At 66.9% G+C, this 16,696-nt stretch carries 17 protein-coding genes; 5 read left to right on the top strand and 12 right to left on the bottom strand.

The features are described from left to right. Nucleotides 1-69: 69 nt before the first annotated feature. From arfB to V7Q48_RS13730, 9 genes are all read right to left on the bottom strand, one after another. Nucleotides 70-453: an alternative ribosome rescue aminoacyl-tRNA hydrolase ArfB gene (gene arfB / locus V7Q48_RS13770; RefSeq protein WP_333838868.1), complete on the bottom strand. Its 384-nt coding sequence runs from the start codon at nt 451-453 to the stop codon at nt 70-72. 32 nt (nt 454-485) lie between these two features. Continuing rightward, entirely contained in the window at nt 486-1,139 is a 654-nt protein-coding gene (locus V7Q48_RS13765) for an RluA family pseudouridine synthase (protein WP_333838838.1), read from the bottom strand. Between the two features lie 280 nt (nt 1,140-1,419). Next, nucleotides 1,420-2,067 carry a LolA family protein gene (locus tag V7Q48_RS13760; protein WP_333838837.1) on the bottom strand — a complete coding sequence of 216 codons (648 nt, stop codon included), beginning with the start codon at nt 2,065-2,067 and terminating at the stop codon, nt 1,420-1,422. Nucleotides 2,068-2,219: 152 nt separating this feature from the next. Beyond that, nucleotides 2,220-2,387 (bottom strand): 50S ribosomal protein L33, encoded by a 168-nt coding sequence (gene rpmG / locus V7Q48_RS13755; RefSeq protein WP_054132393.1) that lies wholly within the window; start codon nt 2,385-2,387, stop codon nt 2,220-2,222. A 213-nt stretch (nt 2,388-2,600) separates the two neighbouring features. Continuing rightward, nucleotides 2,601-2,891 carry a hypothetical protein gene (locus V7Q48_RS13750; RefSeq protein ID WP_333838834.1) on the bottom strand — a complete coding sequence of 97 codons (291 nt, stop codon included), beginning with the start codon at nt 2,889-2,891 and terminating at the stop codon, nt 2,601-2,603. 44 nt (nt 2,892-2,935) lie between these two features. Beyond that, complete coding sequence (locus V7Q48_RS13745; protein WP_333838832.1) at nt 2,936-3,202, bottom strand: GlsB/YeaQ/YmgE family stress response membrane protein; 267 nt, start codon at nt 3,200-3,202, stop codon at nt 2,936-2,938. Nucleotides 3,203-3,371: 169 nt separating this feature from the next. Then, nucleotides 3,372-4,187 carry an undecaprenyl-diphosphate phosphatase gene (locus tag V7Q48_RS13740; protein ID WP_333838830.1) on the bottom strand — a complete coding sequence of 272 codons (816 nt, stop codon included), beginning with the start codon at nt 4,185-4,187 and terminating at the stop codon, nt 3,372-3,374. A 95-nt stretch (nt 4,188-4,282) separates the two neighbouring features. Continuing rightward, nucleotides 4,283-5,776 (bottom strand): aldehyde dehydrogenase, encoded by a 1,494-nt coding sequence (locus V7Q48_RS13735; protein ID WP_333838828.1) that lies wholly within the window; start codon nt 5,774-5,776, stop codon nt 4,283-4,285. Between the two features lie 412 nt (nt 5,777-6,188). Beyond that, on the bottom strand, nt 6,189-8,609 hold the full coding sequence (locus V7Q48_RS13730) for a TonB-dependent receptor (RefSeq protein WP_333838827.1): 2,421 nt from the start codon (nt 8,607-8,609) through the stop codon (nt 6,189-6,191). Nucleotides 8,610-8,853: 244 nt separating this feature from the next. Between V7Q48_RS13730 and V7Q48_RS13725 the strand changes: the two genes are divergently transcribed. Next, entirely contained in the window at nt 8,854-9,381 is a 528-nt protein-coding gene (locus tag V7Q48_RS13725) for a MarR family winged helix-turn-helix transcriptional regulator (RefSeq protein WP_333838825.1), read from the top strand. 46 nt (nt 9,382-9,427) lie between these two features. Here the strand turns inward: V7Q48_RS13725 and V7Q48_RS13720 are convergent, their stop codons facing one another. Further along, nucleotides 9,428-10,147: a nuclear transport factor 2 family protein gene (locus V7Q48_RS13720; protein WP_333838824.1), complete on the bottom strand. Its 720-nt coding sequence runs from the start codon at nt 10,145-10,147 to the stop codon at nt 9,428-9,430. Nucleotides 10,148-10,222: 75 nt separating this feature from the next. Here V7Q48_RS13720 and V7Q48_RS13715 point away from each other — a divergent pair, with 75 nt between their 5' ends. From V7Q48_RS13715 to V7Q48_RS13705, 3 genes are all read left to right on the top strand, one after another. Next, complete coding sequence (locus V7Q48_RS13715) at nt 10,223-11,173, top strand: SDR family oxidoreductase (RefSeq protein WP_333838823.1); 951 nt, start codon at nt 10,223-10,225, stop codon at nt 11,171-11,173. A gap of 110 nt (nt 11,174-11,283) precedes the next feature. Then, nucleotides 11,284-12,156, top strand: a complete 873-nt coding sequence (locus V7Q48_RS13710; protein WP_333838822.1) for a dienelactone hydrolase family protein — start codon at nt 11,284-11,286, stop codon at nt 12,154-12,156. 123 nt (nt 12,157-12,279) lie between these two features. Then, nucleotides 12,280-14,391 carry a response regulator gene (locus tag V7Q48_RS13705; RefSeq protein ID WP_333838821.1) on the top strand — a complete coding sequence of 704 codons (2,112 nt, stop codon included), beginning with the start codon at nt 12,280-12,282 and terminating at the stop codon, nt 14,389-14,391. A gap of 16 nt (nt 14,392-14,407) precedes the next feature. Here V7Q48_RS13705 and V7Q48_RS13700 read toward each other — a convergent pair whose 3' ends face one another. Continuing rightward, nucleotides 14,408-15,148, bottom strand: a complete 741-nt coding sequence (locus V7Q48_RS13700) for an SDR family oxidoreductase (RefSeq protein ID WP_333838820.1) — start codon at nt 15,146-15,148, stop codon at nt 14,408-14,410. A 17-nt stretch (nt 15,149-15,165) separates the two neighbouring features. Continuing rightward, a complete protein-coding gene (locus V7Q48_RS13695; RefSeq protein WP_333838819.1) occupies nt 15,166-15,555 on the bottom strand; it encodes a nuclear transport factor 2 family protein in 390 nt (129 codons plus the stop codon). Between the two features lie 100 nt (nt 15,556-15,655). Here V7Q48_RS13695 and V7Q48_RS13690 point away from each other — a divergent pair, with 100 nt between their 5' ends. Beyond that, entirely contained in the window at nt 15,656-16,513 is an 858-nt protein-coding gene (locus V7Q48_RS13690) for a hypothetical protein (protein WP_333838818.1), read from the top strand. The last annotated feature ends 183 nt before the right edge of the window (nt 16,514-16,696 follow it).

The following is a 16,696-nucleotide window of genomic DNA, read 5'->3' as shown; positions in this document are numbered from 1 at the left end:
GGCCGCGCCCCTCCGTCAGCGCAGGCGCGCTGCCACCTCCCCATGGGATGGGGAGGATATCGAATGTCTTCAGTCCATTCGCACCTTGCCGCGGCCCGCCTTGACCGCGCTGCGGATCTTCTTGCCCTGCAGGCGCTGCACCTTGCCGATCCGGTTGAGGCGCGACTTCGCGCGCTTTTCCGGCAGGTTGCAGGCATCGCGCAGCAGATCTGCCAGGCGCGCGCGGGCGTCCTCGCGGTTGGCCTCCTGCGTGCGGAAACGCCGCGCGGTCAGCACGATCTCGCCGCCGGCGGTGAACTTGCTGCCCGCCAGCTCCTTGAGCCGATGAAACACCGGCGGCGACAAGCGCAATGCGTAGACGTTGATGCGCAGCTGGACCGCCGTCGCCACCTTGTTGACGTTCTGTCCGCCGGGGCCGGCCGCGGCAATGAAGCTTTCCGCCACGAGGCCCATGGCACGGGCCACGATCGCCTCGGGCGTGTCGGTCACAGAGTGAAGCCCAGCCCAAGGATGTCGGCGGGAATCGGTGCCTCGGCCACGATCGGCTCCTTGCCCTCGCGCGGGAGCGCGAGGCGCGTGGCGTGGAGCAGCGTGCGGGCCGCGCCCTTGCCGTCGCCATAGACCGGATCGCCCAGCAGGGGCGCGCCCAGCCCGGTGAGGGCATGGACGCGGATCTGGTGCGTGCGGCCGGTCTCGAGTCGGAACTCGACCAGCGTGCGGCCGGGCAGGCGGGCCAGCACGCGCCAGTGCGTGACGGCAGGCTTGCCCTTCTTGGCGGCGATCATGCGCCAGCCGGCAGCCGCGCTGCTGATCTTGGAAAGGTTGAGCTCGATCGTGCCGGCCGTTCCCTCGATTTCGCCGGCGACGACGCCCCAGTAGACCTTCTCGACCTGCCTGGCTTCGAACGCGGCGGAAAAGCGCTTGAGGGCCTTGGGGTTGCGCGCCAGCAGCAGGCAGCCCGAGGTGTCGCGGTCGAGCCGGTGAACCGGCTGCGGTTCGCGCAGGAAGCCGAGCTTGAGCGTATCGAGACGGTCCTCGAGCGAGATGCCGCCCGCGCGCGGCCGGTCGAGCGGCAGCCCGGCGGGCTTGTCGATGACGAGGGCTTCGCCGTCTTCGAAGAGAATGGGAATGTCGATCATGTCGCCACCCTTGGGCGAGGGGGCTTCGCCAAACAAGGGAAAACCCTCGGACCGGGGGCAATGGTCCGAGGGTTCCATGTGCGTTCGTCACGCGATCGACGCAAGAGACCTTATCAGGCCGGGCAACAGGGGGGAAACCCGCCTTGTCCCTCTCGTCTGAAATCGGTCTAGACCCCCACCGCTTGCTGCTCGATGAACGGACCCATCTGGTTCTTCGCAAATCGTCGCGCAGGCGGGATAAACGAAGCCGAAACGAGTTTGTGGCGCGATAGGCTGTGCTTTAGTGACGCAGATTGGGGCGCGGGTCGTTGTACCGGAAGGTGTTGGCAGGCACGCTGACGCCGTACTGCTGATTCGACAGGCGCACGGTGGTCCGGTGATTCTGCGAATCGAGAGCGACCCAGCTGTCGAGCTGCATTCCGCCTGGCGCGCTGGCCTTGCGCACCATGACCATGGTCAGTGTACCGTATTCGGGATGGCGCGGGTCCTTGATCTCCATGCTCAGCACGTCTGGGCTGCCGGTGGGCAGCAGGCGCGCAAAGCGCGCGACGTCCTTGTTGGGATCAAGCAATGCGCCAAGCGGGCTGTTGCGGATCGGCCAGCGCGAGACCTGGCGGACCTCGTAGTCGATCATGGTCAGCGCGGCGCCATCCGACACGATCAGGAACGGAACGCCGGGCTGGTACTGGAAGCGGATCTTGCCGGGGCGCTGCAGCGTGATGACGCCGGTCAGGCGCTGGCCGTTGCGATCGGTCTGGACGAAGTCGGCGCGCATCGTGCTGATCGCGCGCAGCGCGGCGACCGCGCGGTCGACGTCGGGATTGGGGGCAGCCTGGGCGGCCGCCGGCGTCACCGACACGGCGGCCGCGGCCGGAAGGACGAGCGAAAGCGCCAGCGCGGCGCCGAGAGTCTTGTGCAAGCGTGTCATCGCCACTCCTTGGATAGCGGGCGTTGAACTGGCCGTGAACCCTGCGGTTCCCGCCCCGCAGCATCCGGCGCGTCCTATCCGCGCGTCTTGCGCAGATGCAAAAAGGCCGGGGACTTGCCCCGGCCTCCTGGTATTCGCGAGCGAAGCTCAGATCACTTGATCTTGGCTTCCTTGAACTCGACGTGCTTGCGCACCACCGGGTCGTACTTGCGGAACGACATCTTTTCGGTGGTGTTGCGCGGGTTCTTCTTCGTGACGTAGAAGAAACCGGTGTCGGCGGTCGAAACCAGGCGGATCTTGACGGTAGTGGGCTTTGCCATGGGCTTGGTCCTGAATTCCTTCTAGGCGTCTGCGCGCCGCAGCTAAAATAAAACGGGCGGCGCGCGCCGCCCTGACAGGTGGTCGCCCTTGCGGCAGATGGTGGGCTGAGTCAAGCGCGATGTCCGCGAAGTGCAACACAAAACGGGGCGCCCGGCCTGTGCCTGGGCGCCCCGTCTCGATGGGTTCGGGTGGCGCTGGGCCACCCGAGACGCTTACATCTTCTTGGCGTCTTCCATCTTTTCCGCGTTTTCCTTGATGGCAGCGGCCTTGTCCTTGCCTTCGGCGCGGACGGCGTCGGCCGTGCTGTTCATCTTGTCGGCAGCGGCGCCGGTCGCATCGGCGGCCTGCGATTCGATGGCGTCGGCAGCGGCATCCGACGATTCGGCCACGCCTTCAGCGGTCTTGTCGGCAGCGTCTTCCTGCTTGCTCTGGCAAGCGGCGAGGCCGAGGCCCAGCACTGCGACGGGAACGAGCAGCGCGCTGCGGATGAAAGTCTTCTTCATGTGTAATTTCTCCCTGTTGAAGGCGTGGCTGGAAAAGTGCGGGTTCAGCGAACCGAACCGCGACGCACTAGGTTGACGATGGCGAGCAGGATGATCGCGCCGAGGAACGAGACGATCAGGCTACCGGCCGAGATGCCGTTGGTGATCGAGCCGCCGCCGATCAGCGGGGTGAGCAGGAAGCCGCCGAGCAGCGCGCCGACGATGCCGACCACGACGTTCAGGAACACGCCCTGCTGAGCGTCGGTGCGCATGACGATGCTGGCGAGCCAGCCGAGAATACCACCGACGATGAGAAGAATGATGAGACCCATGACGCAAAACCCCTTATATGTTGCCATGAATGGCTGTCTGTCCGGGATAATCCGGCCAAGGGGCTTTGGTTCCGACTACTTGCGACGGACGGTGCGGGAACTTTTGCTGCACTCGATCGTGCAGTTTGTTGCAGCCAATTCTTTCCGGGACTTGCCGGCCGGCCGGCGCTCAGGCGCCGAGCAGCCAGACCAGCGCCGCACCGCCGACGATGATGCGATACCAGGCAAACGGCGCAAAACCGTGGCGGCCGATGTAGGTGACGAAGAACCGGATCACGACCAGCGACACCACGAACGAGACGACGCTGCCCACCGCGATGTCGGTCCAGCCAACCGAAGTGGCGCCGCTGGCCAGCTCGTGGCGATTGTCCCACAGCTGCTTGGCCGTGGCGCCGAACATCGTCGGCACGGCGAGGAAGAAGCTGAACTCGGCCGCGGTCTTGCGGTTGATGCCCATGGTCAACGCGCCCATGATCGTCGAGGCCGAGCGCGACATGCCCGGCACCATGGCGAGGCACTGCATGACGCCCACCGCCAGGGCCTTGGGCAGCGGGAGCTTGCTGACCGGCTGGTATTCGCCCTGCCTGGCCAGGCGCTCGATCACCAGGATCAGGATGCCGCCGACGACCAGCGCTGCGGCAACGATCGAGGGCGTCTCCATCAGGGCGTCGATCTTCTTCTTGAGCAGAACGCCGAGAATGGCCGAGGGGATGAAGGCCACGAGCACGTTGCGCACGAAATGGAGCGAGTCCCGATCGCGGCGCAGCGCACCGGCGGCGACGTCGACGAACGTGCGCCAATAGAGCACGACGACCGCCATGATCGCGGGCAACTGGATCACCACGTTGAATACTTCCCACTCGCCGGCGTTGAAGCCCAGCAGTTCGGTGGCAAGGATCAGGTGCCCGGTCGAGGAGACGGGGAGGAACTCGGTCAGTCCCTCGACGATGCCGAGAATGACGGCGGTTAGGGTGTGGCTATCCATGGGCCATCGACTTGCCGCAGTGCAGCACTGCTTTCAAGCGGCAACTGCGCTGCGCAACATGGCAATTCTGCAATGTCCGTCGTGCCGCTCGAACGTCACCAGGTGGAGGGCAGACCGTCGAGCAGCATGGTCTTGGTCTCGAGGTACGGCATGAGGCCTTCCGGCCCGCCCTCGCGGCCGATGCCGGACTGCTTGAAGCCGCCGAACGGCAGGCCGAAATCCATCCGCAGTCCGTTCTGGCCGAAGCCGCCGGTACGGATGCGCCGACCGATCCGGTATGCGGCCTCGGCATCGTGGGTCAGCACCGAGCCATTGAGGCCATAAGCGCTGGCGTTGGCCACCGCGATGGCTTCCTCCTCATCGGCGACGGGGATCAGCGACAGCACGGGGCCGAAGATTTCCTCCTGCGCGATGGTGCTGGCATTGTCGACGTTGGCGAAGAGCGTGGGCTCGATGAAGTAGCCTCGCTCGAGATGGGCAGGGCGGCTACCACCAGTGACGAGATCCGCGCTCGCGCGGCCTTGCGCGATGTAGCCCTCGATCCGCTCCAGTTGGCGCTGCATCGCGACGGGGCCGAGGCGGGCAGCCGGATCGTCGCTGTGGCCGATCACGACCTTGCGCATTTCGGCGGCGATCGCTTCGGCCAGTGCATCGTGGCGCGCGCGCGGCACGATGACGCGGCTGAGCATGGCGCAAACCTGGCCGCTCATCATGGTGATCGTGCCGGCGAGCAGGCGCGCTGCCTCCTCAATGGCGAAGTCGTCGCGCACGATCGCCGCGGACTTGCCGCCGAGTTCGAGCGTGCAGCGCGCGACCCGCCCGGCGCAGACCTGTCCGATGCGCTTTCCGGCCAGGGTCGATCCAGTGAACGTGACCTTGTCGATACCCGGGTTGTTGACCAGATGATCGGCCGCCTCGCGATGGCCGGGGACGAGGTTGACCACGCCCGGCGGCAGGCCCGCCGCCTCTGCCGCCTCGGCGATGATGTAGGCCTCGAGCGGGGTTTCGGGCGAGGGCTTCATCACCACGGTGCAGCCGGTCAGCAGCGCATAGGCGACCTTGTTGGCCATGATCCCGAAGGGCCCGTTCCACGGCGCGATCGCGGCGACGACACCGACTGGTTCGTGCACGACGAGCGCGGCGGCCGCGGCGTGGGTTTCGCGCTGCTCGACGATGGCGAACCGCTCGGCAAAGCCGGCGATCCCGTCCAGCGCCATGAGCGCACCCTGGTGCATTGGCCCGGCGAAGCTGGCGAGCCCGCCAATCTGGGCCGTCCAGGCCCGCGCCAGTTCGTCCGCGCGCGGGCGCAGATGGTCGAGCATGCGACGAAAGGCCGCGATGCGCTCGGCGGGCGAAGTCGTGGGCCAGGGGCCGCGATCGAAGGCGTCCCGCGCGGCAGCGACCGCCGCATCCATGTCGGCCTCGTCCGCCTCGGCGACGCGGGCGACGACCTGTTCGGTGTCGGGCGACACCACCTCGATTTGCCGGCCGCTTTGAGCCGGGATCCAGTGCCCGCCGATGTAGAGGCGGTCGGGATGGGCGATGGCAACGCCGGTGGGGAGGCCAGTGGGGAGGAGGGTGCTGGACATGGCCTGACGATAACAATTGTTATTGATTGCGCAAGTGGGATCGTCGTCGCCGGGGCGGTGTCAGCGTCCTTCGACAGGCTGGGGACGAACGAATGAAACTTATGCGGCTCTTTCCCAATCACCGTTCGCGCTGAGCCTGTTCAAGTGCGCGACGCTGCGCCCGTCGGCATGGGGCTTCGACAGGCTCAGCCCGAACGGGGTGGAAAAGGTAAGCCAGCCTAGGCCCTCGATAAACTTTGCCCGAACGGGGATGGGAAAGTCCAAGCCAGCCGCCGTTCGCCCTGAGCCTGTCGAAGGGCCAGCCCGTGCCTCACGACCCCAGCCATTCGCGCAAACAGCCAAACAAAAAGGGAGCGGCCCGTGACAGGCCACTCCCCTTTTCAACCGATCATGTTGGCGATCTCGCCGACGATCAGAACTTCTTCGACACGCTGAGCGCCCATTCGCGCGGGCGGCCGACGTTGCTGTAGGCGGTACCGGCCGAGGCATAGAGCGCCTGGAAGCGCAGCGGCAGGAAGTAGTACTTGTCGAACAGGTTCTGCACCTCGAGCGAGACCGCGAGATCCTCGCCCTCGTTCTTCCAGGTGATGCGCGCGTTACCCACGGCATACGACGGGTTGTAGTCGAGCGGGCGGGTGCCCGAGAGACGCCCGATGCTCTGCTTGCCGGTATAGGCGAGGTCGAAGCGCGGGGTCAGCGAGCCGTGGCCCTCGACCGGGATGCGATACTGGATGCCGAAGCTGCCGCGCCAGTGCGGGGTCACGATCGGGTCGGCCAGCTGGATCGAGCGACCCACCGTCACGCCGATGCGCTTCCACTCGCCGTCGATCCAGCTGAGCGTGCCATCGATGTCGAGGCCCTCGACCGGATGCGCGCTGAGTTCGGCCTCGACGCCCCACATCTTGCCGTCGCCGGCATTGCCGATCGCGGCGCAGGGCAGCGGATCGGTGCCGATCGGCACGCCGTCAAGGACCGAGCAGTCGGCCAACGGCAGCTGGATGTTCTTGTAGTCGTTGACGAAGCCCGACAGGTTGAGGCGCACCTTGCGATCGAACAGGTCGGTCTTGAGACCGATTTCGTAGGCGGTGAGCGTCTCGGGCGTAAAGGTGCCGTTGACCGCCTGGTTGCGCGAGAACGGACGCGCGGTGACACCGCCACCCTTGAAGCCGGTGCTGACGGTCGCATAGGCGAGCACTTCGGGGCTGAAGCGGTAGTCGACCGACAGGCGCCAGTCGACGCGGCTGCCGTTGTAGTTGGCGACCGTGCCATCGAGCGCGCCAACGCCGAAGATGTCGGTCAGCTTGCCGCCGCTCCAGTTCTTGCGGACGAAGGTGTAGTCCTTGTGCTCCTTGGTGTAGCGCAGGCCGCCGGTGATGGTCATGCCTTCCGTCGGGTGCAGGAACACGGTGCCGAATGCGGCCTTGCTGTTGGCGTTGACCGGGTCGTTGCCCTGGAACTGCAGGAACAGGAACGGCGCGCCGTGGCCGATGTAGCGGATGTCCTGGCGGGTGAAGTAGACCGAGGTCTGGTCGTTGTAGAAGCCGCCGAGGGTAAAGTCGGCAAAGTCGCCGATCTTGCCGTTGAGGCGAAGTTCCTGGCTGAAGAAGTGGAACCGCAGGTCGTTGTAGCCACCGCCGGCGAGGTTCGGATCGGGCGTGAAATCGTCGTCGGTGCCGAAGATCTGCTTGTACTTGCGGTAGGCGGTGATCGAGACGAGCTTGAGATCGTCGGTCAGGCCGACGGTGAGGTTGCTCGACACGCCCCAGCCGCTGAACAGGGTGTTGCGCGGCATCGTATAGGCCTGCCCCGCCTGGCCGCCGGCATCGAGGTACCAGCTGGCATAGGTGCAGCGCGGGCCGCAGCGGAAGTCGATGCCATCGGTCTTGGTCGTGTCGATTGTCGAGATCACGCTGGCCGCGTTGGAGCGGTTTTCATAGGTGTAGTCGCCGGTGACCACCCAGTCGATCTTGTCGTTGGGATTGTAGCGCAGCGACCCGCGCAGGCCCGAGTAGTTCTTTTCGCCGAGCTTGCCGGTGATGCAGTCGGTCGGCACGTTGGCGCCGGACTTGATGCCGAGCGCGTTGCCGGGGTTCTTGCAGCCGAAGTCGACGATGTTCACGTAGCCGTCCTGGCGCTTGTACACGCCCGAAATGCGCGCGGAGAGGCCATCGGCGATCTTGAAGTTGAGGCTGCCGCGCAGGTCGACGCGGTCGCGCGAGCCGTAGACGGCCTCGATCGTGCCCGAATCCTCGGGCTGCGGCTTGACCGAGAACAGCTTGATCGCACCACCGATCGAGTTGCGCCCGGTGAGCGTGCCCTGCGGGCCGCGCAGCACCTCGACGCGGTCGAGGTCGAGCAGGTCCATCACCGAGCCGGTCAGCGTGGCGTAGTAGACGTCGTCGACGTAGATGCCGACGCCCGGTTCATAGGCGGGGTTGAAGTCGTACTGGCCGATGCCGCGGATGTAGGCGGCCATCGAGGAGCCGAACGCGCCGCCCATCTGGGTCAGCTGGACGTTGGGCGCCTGCGCCGCGATTTGCGAAATGTCGGTCTGGTTGCGCGCGGCGAGCAGGCCGGCGTCGACCGCGGTGATCGAGAGCGGGGTGTCCTGCAGGCGCTGGTTGCGGAACTGCGCGGTGACGACGATTTCGCGGATGCCCTGGTCGCTGGGGGCAGCCGCATCCTGTGCGGCGGCCTGGGGCGCGGGGGCGGCGGTATCCTGCGGCGCGGCTTCCTCGGCATGGCCGGGTGTCGCCAATGCCAGTGCCATTGCCGCCGCGCTGCCGGCGGCAAAAAGGCGCACGAATTGCGTGTTGGGAATCGTGTTGGCCATAGCCCCTCTCCTGATGCGGTCCTTTTCCGGAACCGTTATGTTTGTTAGTTAGACATACTAACTACGAGAGCGCAAGGGGGCGTTTGCGTTGTCGTCACGATAATAACAAGTGATGCAATCGGAACACAAGCGCGATCGTAGCTGAGGTGCGAGAAAACTGCGCGGAATCCGGGCGATTCGCAGTGCATTGCAGCATGGGACGAAAGGCTTGCGGGCATGCCCCCAAGGCGCATAAACAGGCGCGATGCCGACCCGTTCACCCGCTTCCCCCCCATCGCGTGCCGAGCCCGCGCATGCCGAACCCCCGCGCAATGCCCTCGATGGCGTCGACGACGATGCCGCCCTGCTCGTAGACCTCTTGAAACTGGCGACATTCGTCTCCGAACCGATGCGCGCAGGGGTGGCCGAACCGCTCGATCTCGGTCCCACGGACCTGCGCATCATCCTGGCGCTGGGCGGCGAGGGCGAACTGGCGGGGCACGAGCTGTCGGCGATCATGGGGATTCAGCCGATGAACGTCAGCCGCGCGCTTGTTGCGCTGCACCAGAAAGGGCTGGTCGAGCCGGGCGAGGATCTCGCCAACCGGCGGCGCAAGCCGTTCCGCCTCAGCCCCGCCGGGCAGGCGATGTACGCGCGCTCGGTCCCGGCCATGGCAGAGGTGAGTCGCAACCTGTTTTCGGGCTTTGGCCAGCGCGATCGCGCCGCCTTCCGGCGCGCCGCCGCACGGCTGCTGGTACGCATGACCAACTGGGAGCCGCCGGCGGGGACGTGATGGATCGTCCCGCCGGCGTGCTGGGACGCCGGTGCTCTGGACCGAGTCAGGGCCAGGATTTCTGCATCGGGGTGAAGTCACCCACCGCAAAGGCCGCGGCGAGCACGGGGTGGGCGAAGCTCATCGGCACTTCCTGGCGGTGCGGCCAGGTCTCGCGCACCTCGGTCTCGGGCAGGATCACGTCGGGACCGATGGGATTTTCAGGATAGCATTGCACCGCCGGCTGAAGATGCGCGGTGGTCTTGGCCCAGCCGGTCTCGTAGTCGGCCTGCCACTGCATCATGTAGTCGAGCCGCCGGATCTTCCAGACGCCATCTTCCTTGACGTAGTCGTTCTCGTAGATCCCCGATTCCCAGAACTGCTGGGGCATGCCCTCGGGCTTGGCATCGAGGATGGCATCGTGCCAGCCGCCGGCCAGGATGCCGCGGAAGCGGCCCTTGGCGGTGTGCCCGTCGGGCGCGACGGTGATGACGTCCTGCAACTGGAAGTGGTCGAGCAGCAGGCCCTTGACCGGGCCGCGCCGGCCGCCGGTGAACAGGTTCTGGAACCAGGTGCCGTAGAGGCGCATGATCCCCTCGTAGCCGCGGTACTCGCCCGACAGGAACACCACCGCCCCGTCGCGGGCGAACAGCCCGGCGACTTCCTCGGGCCGGTTGTAGTCGATGTAATAGCCATAGGCCCATTGCAGGCGGCGGATCGCGTTGACGTCCTCGATCGCGGTGACGCGCGCTTCCAGGGCGGCGAGACGCTGCTCGGCATCGCTCATTTTCGACTCTCCCATTGGCCATGTTTGTATGGCACACTAACAATTGTGAACGATAAGGCGAGAGGAAAACGAAGCATGGCAGACGCATCGCAGGGCGCCGGCGCGCCAGTGGAGGGCTGGCGGGGCCAAGTGGCGCTGGTCACGGGCGGCGGCACCGGGATCGGGCTGGGCGTGGCCCGCGCGCTCGACGACGCGGGGCTGCGGATTGCGCTGACCTACCGCAACCCTGCGCAGGCCGAGGCGGTCGCCGCGCAGTTCGCGGCCGAAGGGCGCGCGCCGCCGCTCATGCTGACGCTCGACGTGACCGACCGTGCCCGCTGGGCCGAGGTCGTCGCGCAGACCGTCGCGCATTTCGGCGCGCTGCACGTGCTGGTCAACAATGCCGGGGTCAGCGTGTTCGGCGATACCGATCTGGCCAGCCACGACGACTACGACTGGATCATGGGGGTGAACTTCGGCGGGGTGGCCAATGGCCTCGTCGCCGCCTTGCCCGCAATCAAGGCTGCCCGCGGGCGCCGCGCGGTGGTCAACGTCGCCAGCATGGCCGCCTTCCTGCCGGGGCCGCAGGCGGGCATCTACACCGCCAGCAAGTTTGCGGTACGCGGGCTGACCGAATCGCTGCGCTACAACCTGGCGCCGCACGGCATCGGCTGTTCGCTGTGCTGCCCGGCATTGACCCGGACCAACGCCTGGGATTCCGCGCTCAAGCGGCCCGACAGCTTTGCGCAGAGCGGCTTCGCTGCCGTATCCGAGGCCGAATTGCGGCAATTCGGCACGGCGTTCGAGGCCGGGATGGACCCCTACGAGGTCGGGCAGAAGATCGTGCGCGGCATGGACCGCGGCGATGCCCTGATCCTCACGCATCCCGAATTCGCCGACGACTTTCGCGGCATCTACGAGGCCAGCGTCGCGGCCCTGCCCGACGAACCGGTCCCGCCGGCGCGCGCCGAGATCGAGCGCCTGCGCCGCGCGGCGATGGCACAGGCAGAGGCTGGCGTGCAGGTCGGCCTCGCGGATCTGACCTAGGTCGTTTACGACCTGGTCGGGGCAAATTCACACCCCCGGGCGACTGGCGCGCGCGCGGGGTCTGGCCTACAACCCGTCGCGGACGGGGCAGGTAACGAGGATGCGGCGCCATGTGTGATGATCTGACCGAACAGGACCTCAAGCAGGCCATGGCGCTCGACCGGCGTACCTTTGCCGCGATCGGCGCAGGCGCGGCGACGCTCGCGCTGGCGCCGGGCTGCGTGGCCGCGGCGCCCGGCGGGCTCGCAACCAAGGCCCGCGACGTGGCCATCACCACGTCCGACGGCAAGGCGGACGGCTATTTCGTCGCCCCGGCCAAGGGTCGCCATCCCGCGGTGCTGATGTGGCCCGATATCGGCGGCCTGCGCGATGCCTACAAGACGATGGCGACCCGCCTGGCGGCGGCCGGTTATGCGGTGCTGGCGATCAACCAGTACTATCGCAGCAGCCCGGCGCCGGTGCTGCCGAGCTTCGCTGCATGGCGCACGCCCGAGGGGCAGGCGAAACTCAAGCCGATGATCGAGGCGCTGACCACCGCGAGGGTGGAGGCCGATGGCGGCCTGTTCGTCGACTGGCTGGACAAGCAGCCCGAAGTCGACGGCCGCCGCAAGGTCGGCACCTGCGGCTATTGCATGGGCGGCCCTTTCACCGTGCGTACCGCGCATGCCCGCCCCGCGCGCGTCGGCGCCGCCGCCTCGTTCCATGGTGCGAACCTCGTCAACGATCAGGCCGACAGCCCGCACAAGCTGCTGGCCGCGACCAAGGCCGCCTACCTCTTCGCCATCGCCAGCAATGACGACGCGCGCGCGCCGACCGACAAGACCGCCTTGCGCGATGCCGCGATGGCCGCCGGGCGCCCGGCCGAGGTCGAGGTCTATCCCGCGCAGCACGGCTGGTGCACGATCGACGCGCCGGTGTTCGACCTCGCGCAGGCCGACCGCGCCTGGGGCCGGATGCTCGGGCTTTACGGCAAATATCTGTAAGGTCTGGAGAAGGCCGTTTCGACAGCCCCGAAAACGCGCCGGGCACCATTGGCGGCCCGGCGCGTATCTTTTGTACATGCTGCAGGCGCACAGGATTGCGCCGTTAGATGAATGGGCTGCACAGTGTCTGATACATCCCTGACCGCGCTGTCGCGCACGGAACTCGAGGCGGAAGTCCTGAGGTTGCGGGCGGGCGATGCGTTTGCCAGCCGCTATCACGCCCTGTTCGAGGCGATCGACGACGGGTTCTGCATCATCGAGTTCTTCGATGGCGAGCATGGGCCGCTGAGCGACTATCGCCACATCGAGGCGAATTCGGGCTACGAGCGACACACCGGCATTTCCGGGATCATCGGCAAGACACTGCGCGACATCGCCCCCGACGAGGCCGAGGTGTGGTTGGACCTCTACGGCAAGGTATTGCGGTCTGGCGAGCCGATCCGGTTCGAGCAGGAGTTCGTCACCGCCCGCCGCTATATCGAGGTGTCGGCCCGACGCGTCGGCAGCGAGGCGGATCGCCAGGTCTCGGTGCTGTTCCGCGACATTTCGGCGCGCAAGGCCGCCGAGGCGGCGATGCGCCGCAGCGAGGCCATCGCGCGCGAAAACGTCGAGCGGGTGCAACTCGCCTTGTCGGCCAATGCGATCGTGGGCACCTGGATCTGGGACCTGCGCAGCGACGTGCTGACGGGTGACGATGGATTTCGCGCCGCCTTCGGCATCGCCGGCGAAGCCGAGACGGTGCTGGAGCGATCGGCGCTCGAGGCCAACATCCATCCCGACGACCGCGAGGGACAGGCCGCGGCCGTCGCGGCCGCGTTTGCGCAACCCGGGCCGTTCCGCAACCAGTATCGCGTACGCGGCGCCGATGGCCAGTATCGCTGGATCGAGGCGGTCGGCCGGGTGGAGTGCGACGAGGACGGCACGCCGATCAGCTTCCCCGGGGTCCTGATCGACCTCGAAGGGCGCCGCGCGCTCGAGGCCGAGCGCGACCGCGTCACCAACGAATTGCGCCGCCTGATCGAAACGCTCGAGCAGCGGGTGGCCGAGCGCACCTCCGAACTGATGCGCGCCGAAGAGCAGCTGCGCCAGGCCCACAAGATGGAGGCCGTCGGCCAGCTGACCGGCGGCCTTGCCCACGATTTCAACAACCTGCTCGCGGGCATCTCGGGCGCGCTGGAAATGATCGGCACGCGGCTGGCGCAAGGACGCTTCGCCGAAGTCGAGAAGTATCTTGCGATGGCCCAGTCGGCGAGCCGCCGGGCCGCCGCCCTCACGCATCGCCTGCTGGCCTTCTCGCGTCGCCAGACGCTCGATCCCCACCCGGCCGACGTCAACGAACTGGTCGACGGCATGGCGGACCTGATCCGCCGGACCGTGGGACCCGAGATCGCGGTCGAGGTGGTCGGCGCGGCAGGGCTGTGGACCACGCTGGTCGACGTCAGCCAGCTGGAAAATGCGCTGCTCAACCTGTGCATCAATGCGCGCGACGCGATGCCTGACGGCGGGCGGATCACGATCGAGACGGCCAACCGCTGGTTCGATGCCCAGGCCGCCGCCGTGCACGACATTCCTGCCGGGCAGTACCTCTCGCTCTGCGTGTCGGACTCAGGCGTCGGCATGTCGGCCGACGTCATCGCCAAGGCGTTCGATCCGTTCTTCACCACAAAGCCGCTGGGGCAGGGCACAGGCCTGGGCCTGTCGATGATCTACGGCTTCGCGCGCCAGTCGGGCGGCCACGCGCGCATCTATTCCGAAGAGGGCGTCGGCACGACCGTGTGCCTCTACCTGCCGCGCTACTACGGCCATGCCGAGCCCGAGCATCCGGCCGCGCATGCCGTGGCCTCGTCCGATCCGTCGGCCGGCGCCTCGCGGGGCACGGTCCTCGTGGTGGATGACGAGCCGATCGTGCGCATGCTGATCGTCACTGCGCTCGAGGACCTGGGTTGCACCGTGCTCGAGGCCGACGATGCCGCCTCGGCGCTGGTGATCCTGCGTTCCGATTGCCACCTCGACATGATGGTGACCGACGTGGGCCTGCCCGGGGGGATGAACGGGCGCCAGCTGGCCGAGGCCGGCCGCGAATTGCGCCCGCGCATCCCGGTGCTGTTCGTCACCGGCTATGCCGAGAACGCGGTGATCGGCAATGGCAACCTGATGCCCGGCATGAACGTCCTGACCAAGCCCTTCGCGGTCAACGACCTCGAACAGCGCGTGCTGCGCATGCTGGAGGGGTGAGCGGCCCCGTCGACGGCTACCCCAGCTCCAGGCACCCGCCGTCGACATAGAGATCGACGCCGTTGATGAACGCGGCCTCGGCGCTCGCCAGGAACAGCGCGGCGCTGGCCACTTCCTCGGCGGTGCCCATGCGGCCAAGAGGCACGACTTCGGCGAACATCGCCTTCATCCCCGCGATCGCCTCGGGCGTGGCGTCGCGCTTGAAGATCTCGGTGTCGGTCGGGCCGGGGCTGATGAGGTTGACGCGGATGCGGCGCGGCAGCAATTCCTTGGCGACGATCCGCGCCATCGCGCGCAGGCCGGCCTTGGCGGCGGCATAGGCGACATTGCCCGGCACCGCTGCGACCGATCCGATCGAGCCGGTGATGACGATCGCACCACCATCGCGCATCAGCGGCAGCGCCTGCTGGATCGCGAAGAACGCACCGCGCAGGTTGACGGTGTGGATTTCGTCCCAGAACGCCTCGGTCACGTCGGGCGCCATGGCGAAGCCACCGACCCCGGCGTTGACGAACAGCACGTCGATCCCGCCGAGCGCGGCCTCGATCTCGCCCAATGCCGCGCGGGTCTGGCCCACGTCGCCCATGTCGGCGCGCACGGCCAGTGCGCCCAGTTCCTCGGCTGCGGCGTGCAGCGTTTCGGCATTGCGCCCGGTCAACGCGAGACGCGCTCCCTCGGCGGCGAACTGGCGCGCGGCGGCCAGCCCGATCCCGGCGTTGCCGCCAAGGATGACGACGCATTTGTCGGTAAAGCGCATGGCGTGCCTTTCCAGGGTTAGAACATCGAGTGCCGGTTGACGGGATCGGTCGGCACGTCCTGGATCACGTCCCAGTGCTCGATGATCATGTCGCCCGCGCAGCGAAAGATGTCGACCACGGCAAGGCCCGGATCGCCCGGCCACCGCTCGACATGGGTGTGCACCACGACATGGTCGCCGTCGACGAAGCTGCGGTGAATGGTCTGCCGCGCATCGGGCGATTCGGCGCGCACGCGATCCAGGAACGCCTTGAGCGCCGGGACGCCGGGCTCCGCAAGCGAGCTGTGCTGGATGTAGTCGGGCGCGATGTAGCGATCGACGGCGGTGCTATCCATGGCGATCAGCACCTCGCGGTACATCGCCAGCACGCGGTCGTGCAGGGCCTGTTCGGCCTCGGTCCGGGCCATGGGTCACTCTCCCCTTTTATTCTAACAATTGATAGGATATGCCGGACGCATAACCGCGTCAAAGACTTGTTGGCGTCTGCATGACGAAAAGGGAGAGAGAATGGACCGCGAGGCCCTCTATGCTGCGCTCGATGCGTTCCTGGCCGCGCTGGATACCGGCAATCCGGCGGCAGTGAACTGGGCGCCCGGCGCGCTTTTTTCCGAAAACAACGTCATGCTGGCGACCGATGATGGCGTTTGGGGCACGGTCATCCGGCTGGGCGACTACCAGTTGCGCTTCGCCGACACGCGCACCCGCCAGGTCGGCTATTTCGGCACGCTGGTCGAGGCGATCGAGGAATCGGCGCTGACCGTGCGGCTGCGGCTGGACGAGGCCGGGCAGGTGGCCGAGGCCGAGCTGCTGATCGTGCGGCAGAGCGACAGCGGCATCAAGTTCGAGAACCCGCGCTACTGGGACAAGCCGATCCTGCACCGCGAGGCCGAACAACCGGTTGACCGGGCCGAGATGGTGCGTCTGTCCAACGGCTATTTCGACACGCTGCAGCAGAACGACGGCACGATCCACACGCGCTTCCACCCCGATTGCCAGCGCGTGGAAAACGGCGTTCAGACCACCCGCAACCCCGAATTCGCCAAGATCGTTCCTGTCTCGGCGCTGGGCTGCGAAGAACAGTTCCGCATGGGCAATTACCGCTACGACGACGCCTTGCGCGCGCGGCGCTTCCCGCTGGTCGACGAGGAGCGCGGGCTGGTGCTGGCGTTCGGCTTCATCGACCATTCGGGCCGGATCGACGAATACCAGCTGACCGACGGCCGCACGGTGAAAAGCCCGGTGCGCCGCCCGCACAGCTTCTACATCGCCGAGCTGTTCAAGATCGACCACGGCATGATCGAACAGATTGAGGCGAACTTCATCACCGTGCCCTATCGCATGCCCTCCCCATGGGATGCGCTGTGATGGGGTATTTCTCGGTCGGTCGCTTTGTGGAGCGGGTGTGGCGCTTGGCCGAGGGGCCCTTCGACAAGCTCAGGGCGAACGGGATCGAAGCAGGCGGTTCTTTTGATGGAATCGCCCCCACCTCCGTTCGTGCTGAGCTTGTCGAAGCACGCGCGCGCGCGGCTCGGCCCTTCGACAGGCTCA

It is taken from the genome of Novosphingobium sp. (assembly GCF_036803765.1).
In the GTDB taxonomy this organism is placed as follows: Bacteria; Pseudomonadota; Alphaproteobacteria; order Sphingomonadales; family Sphingomonadaceae; genus Novosphingobium.
The sequence above is the reverse complement of the archived record's forward strand: the minus strand, read 5'-3'. Positions and strand labels throughout refer to the sequence as shown.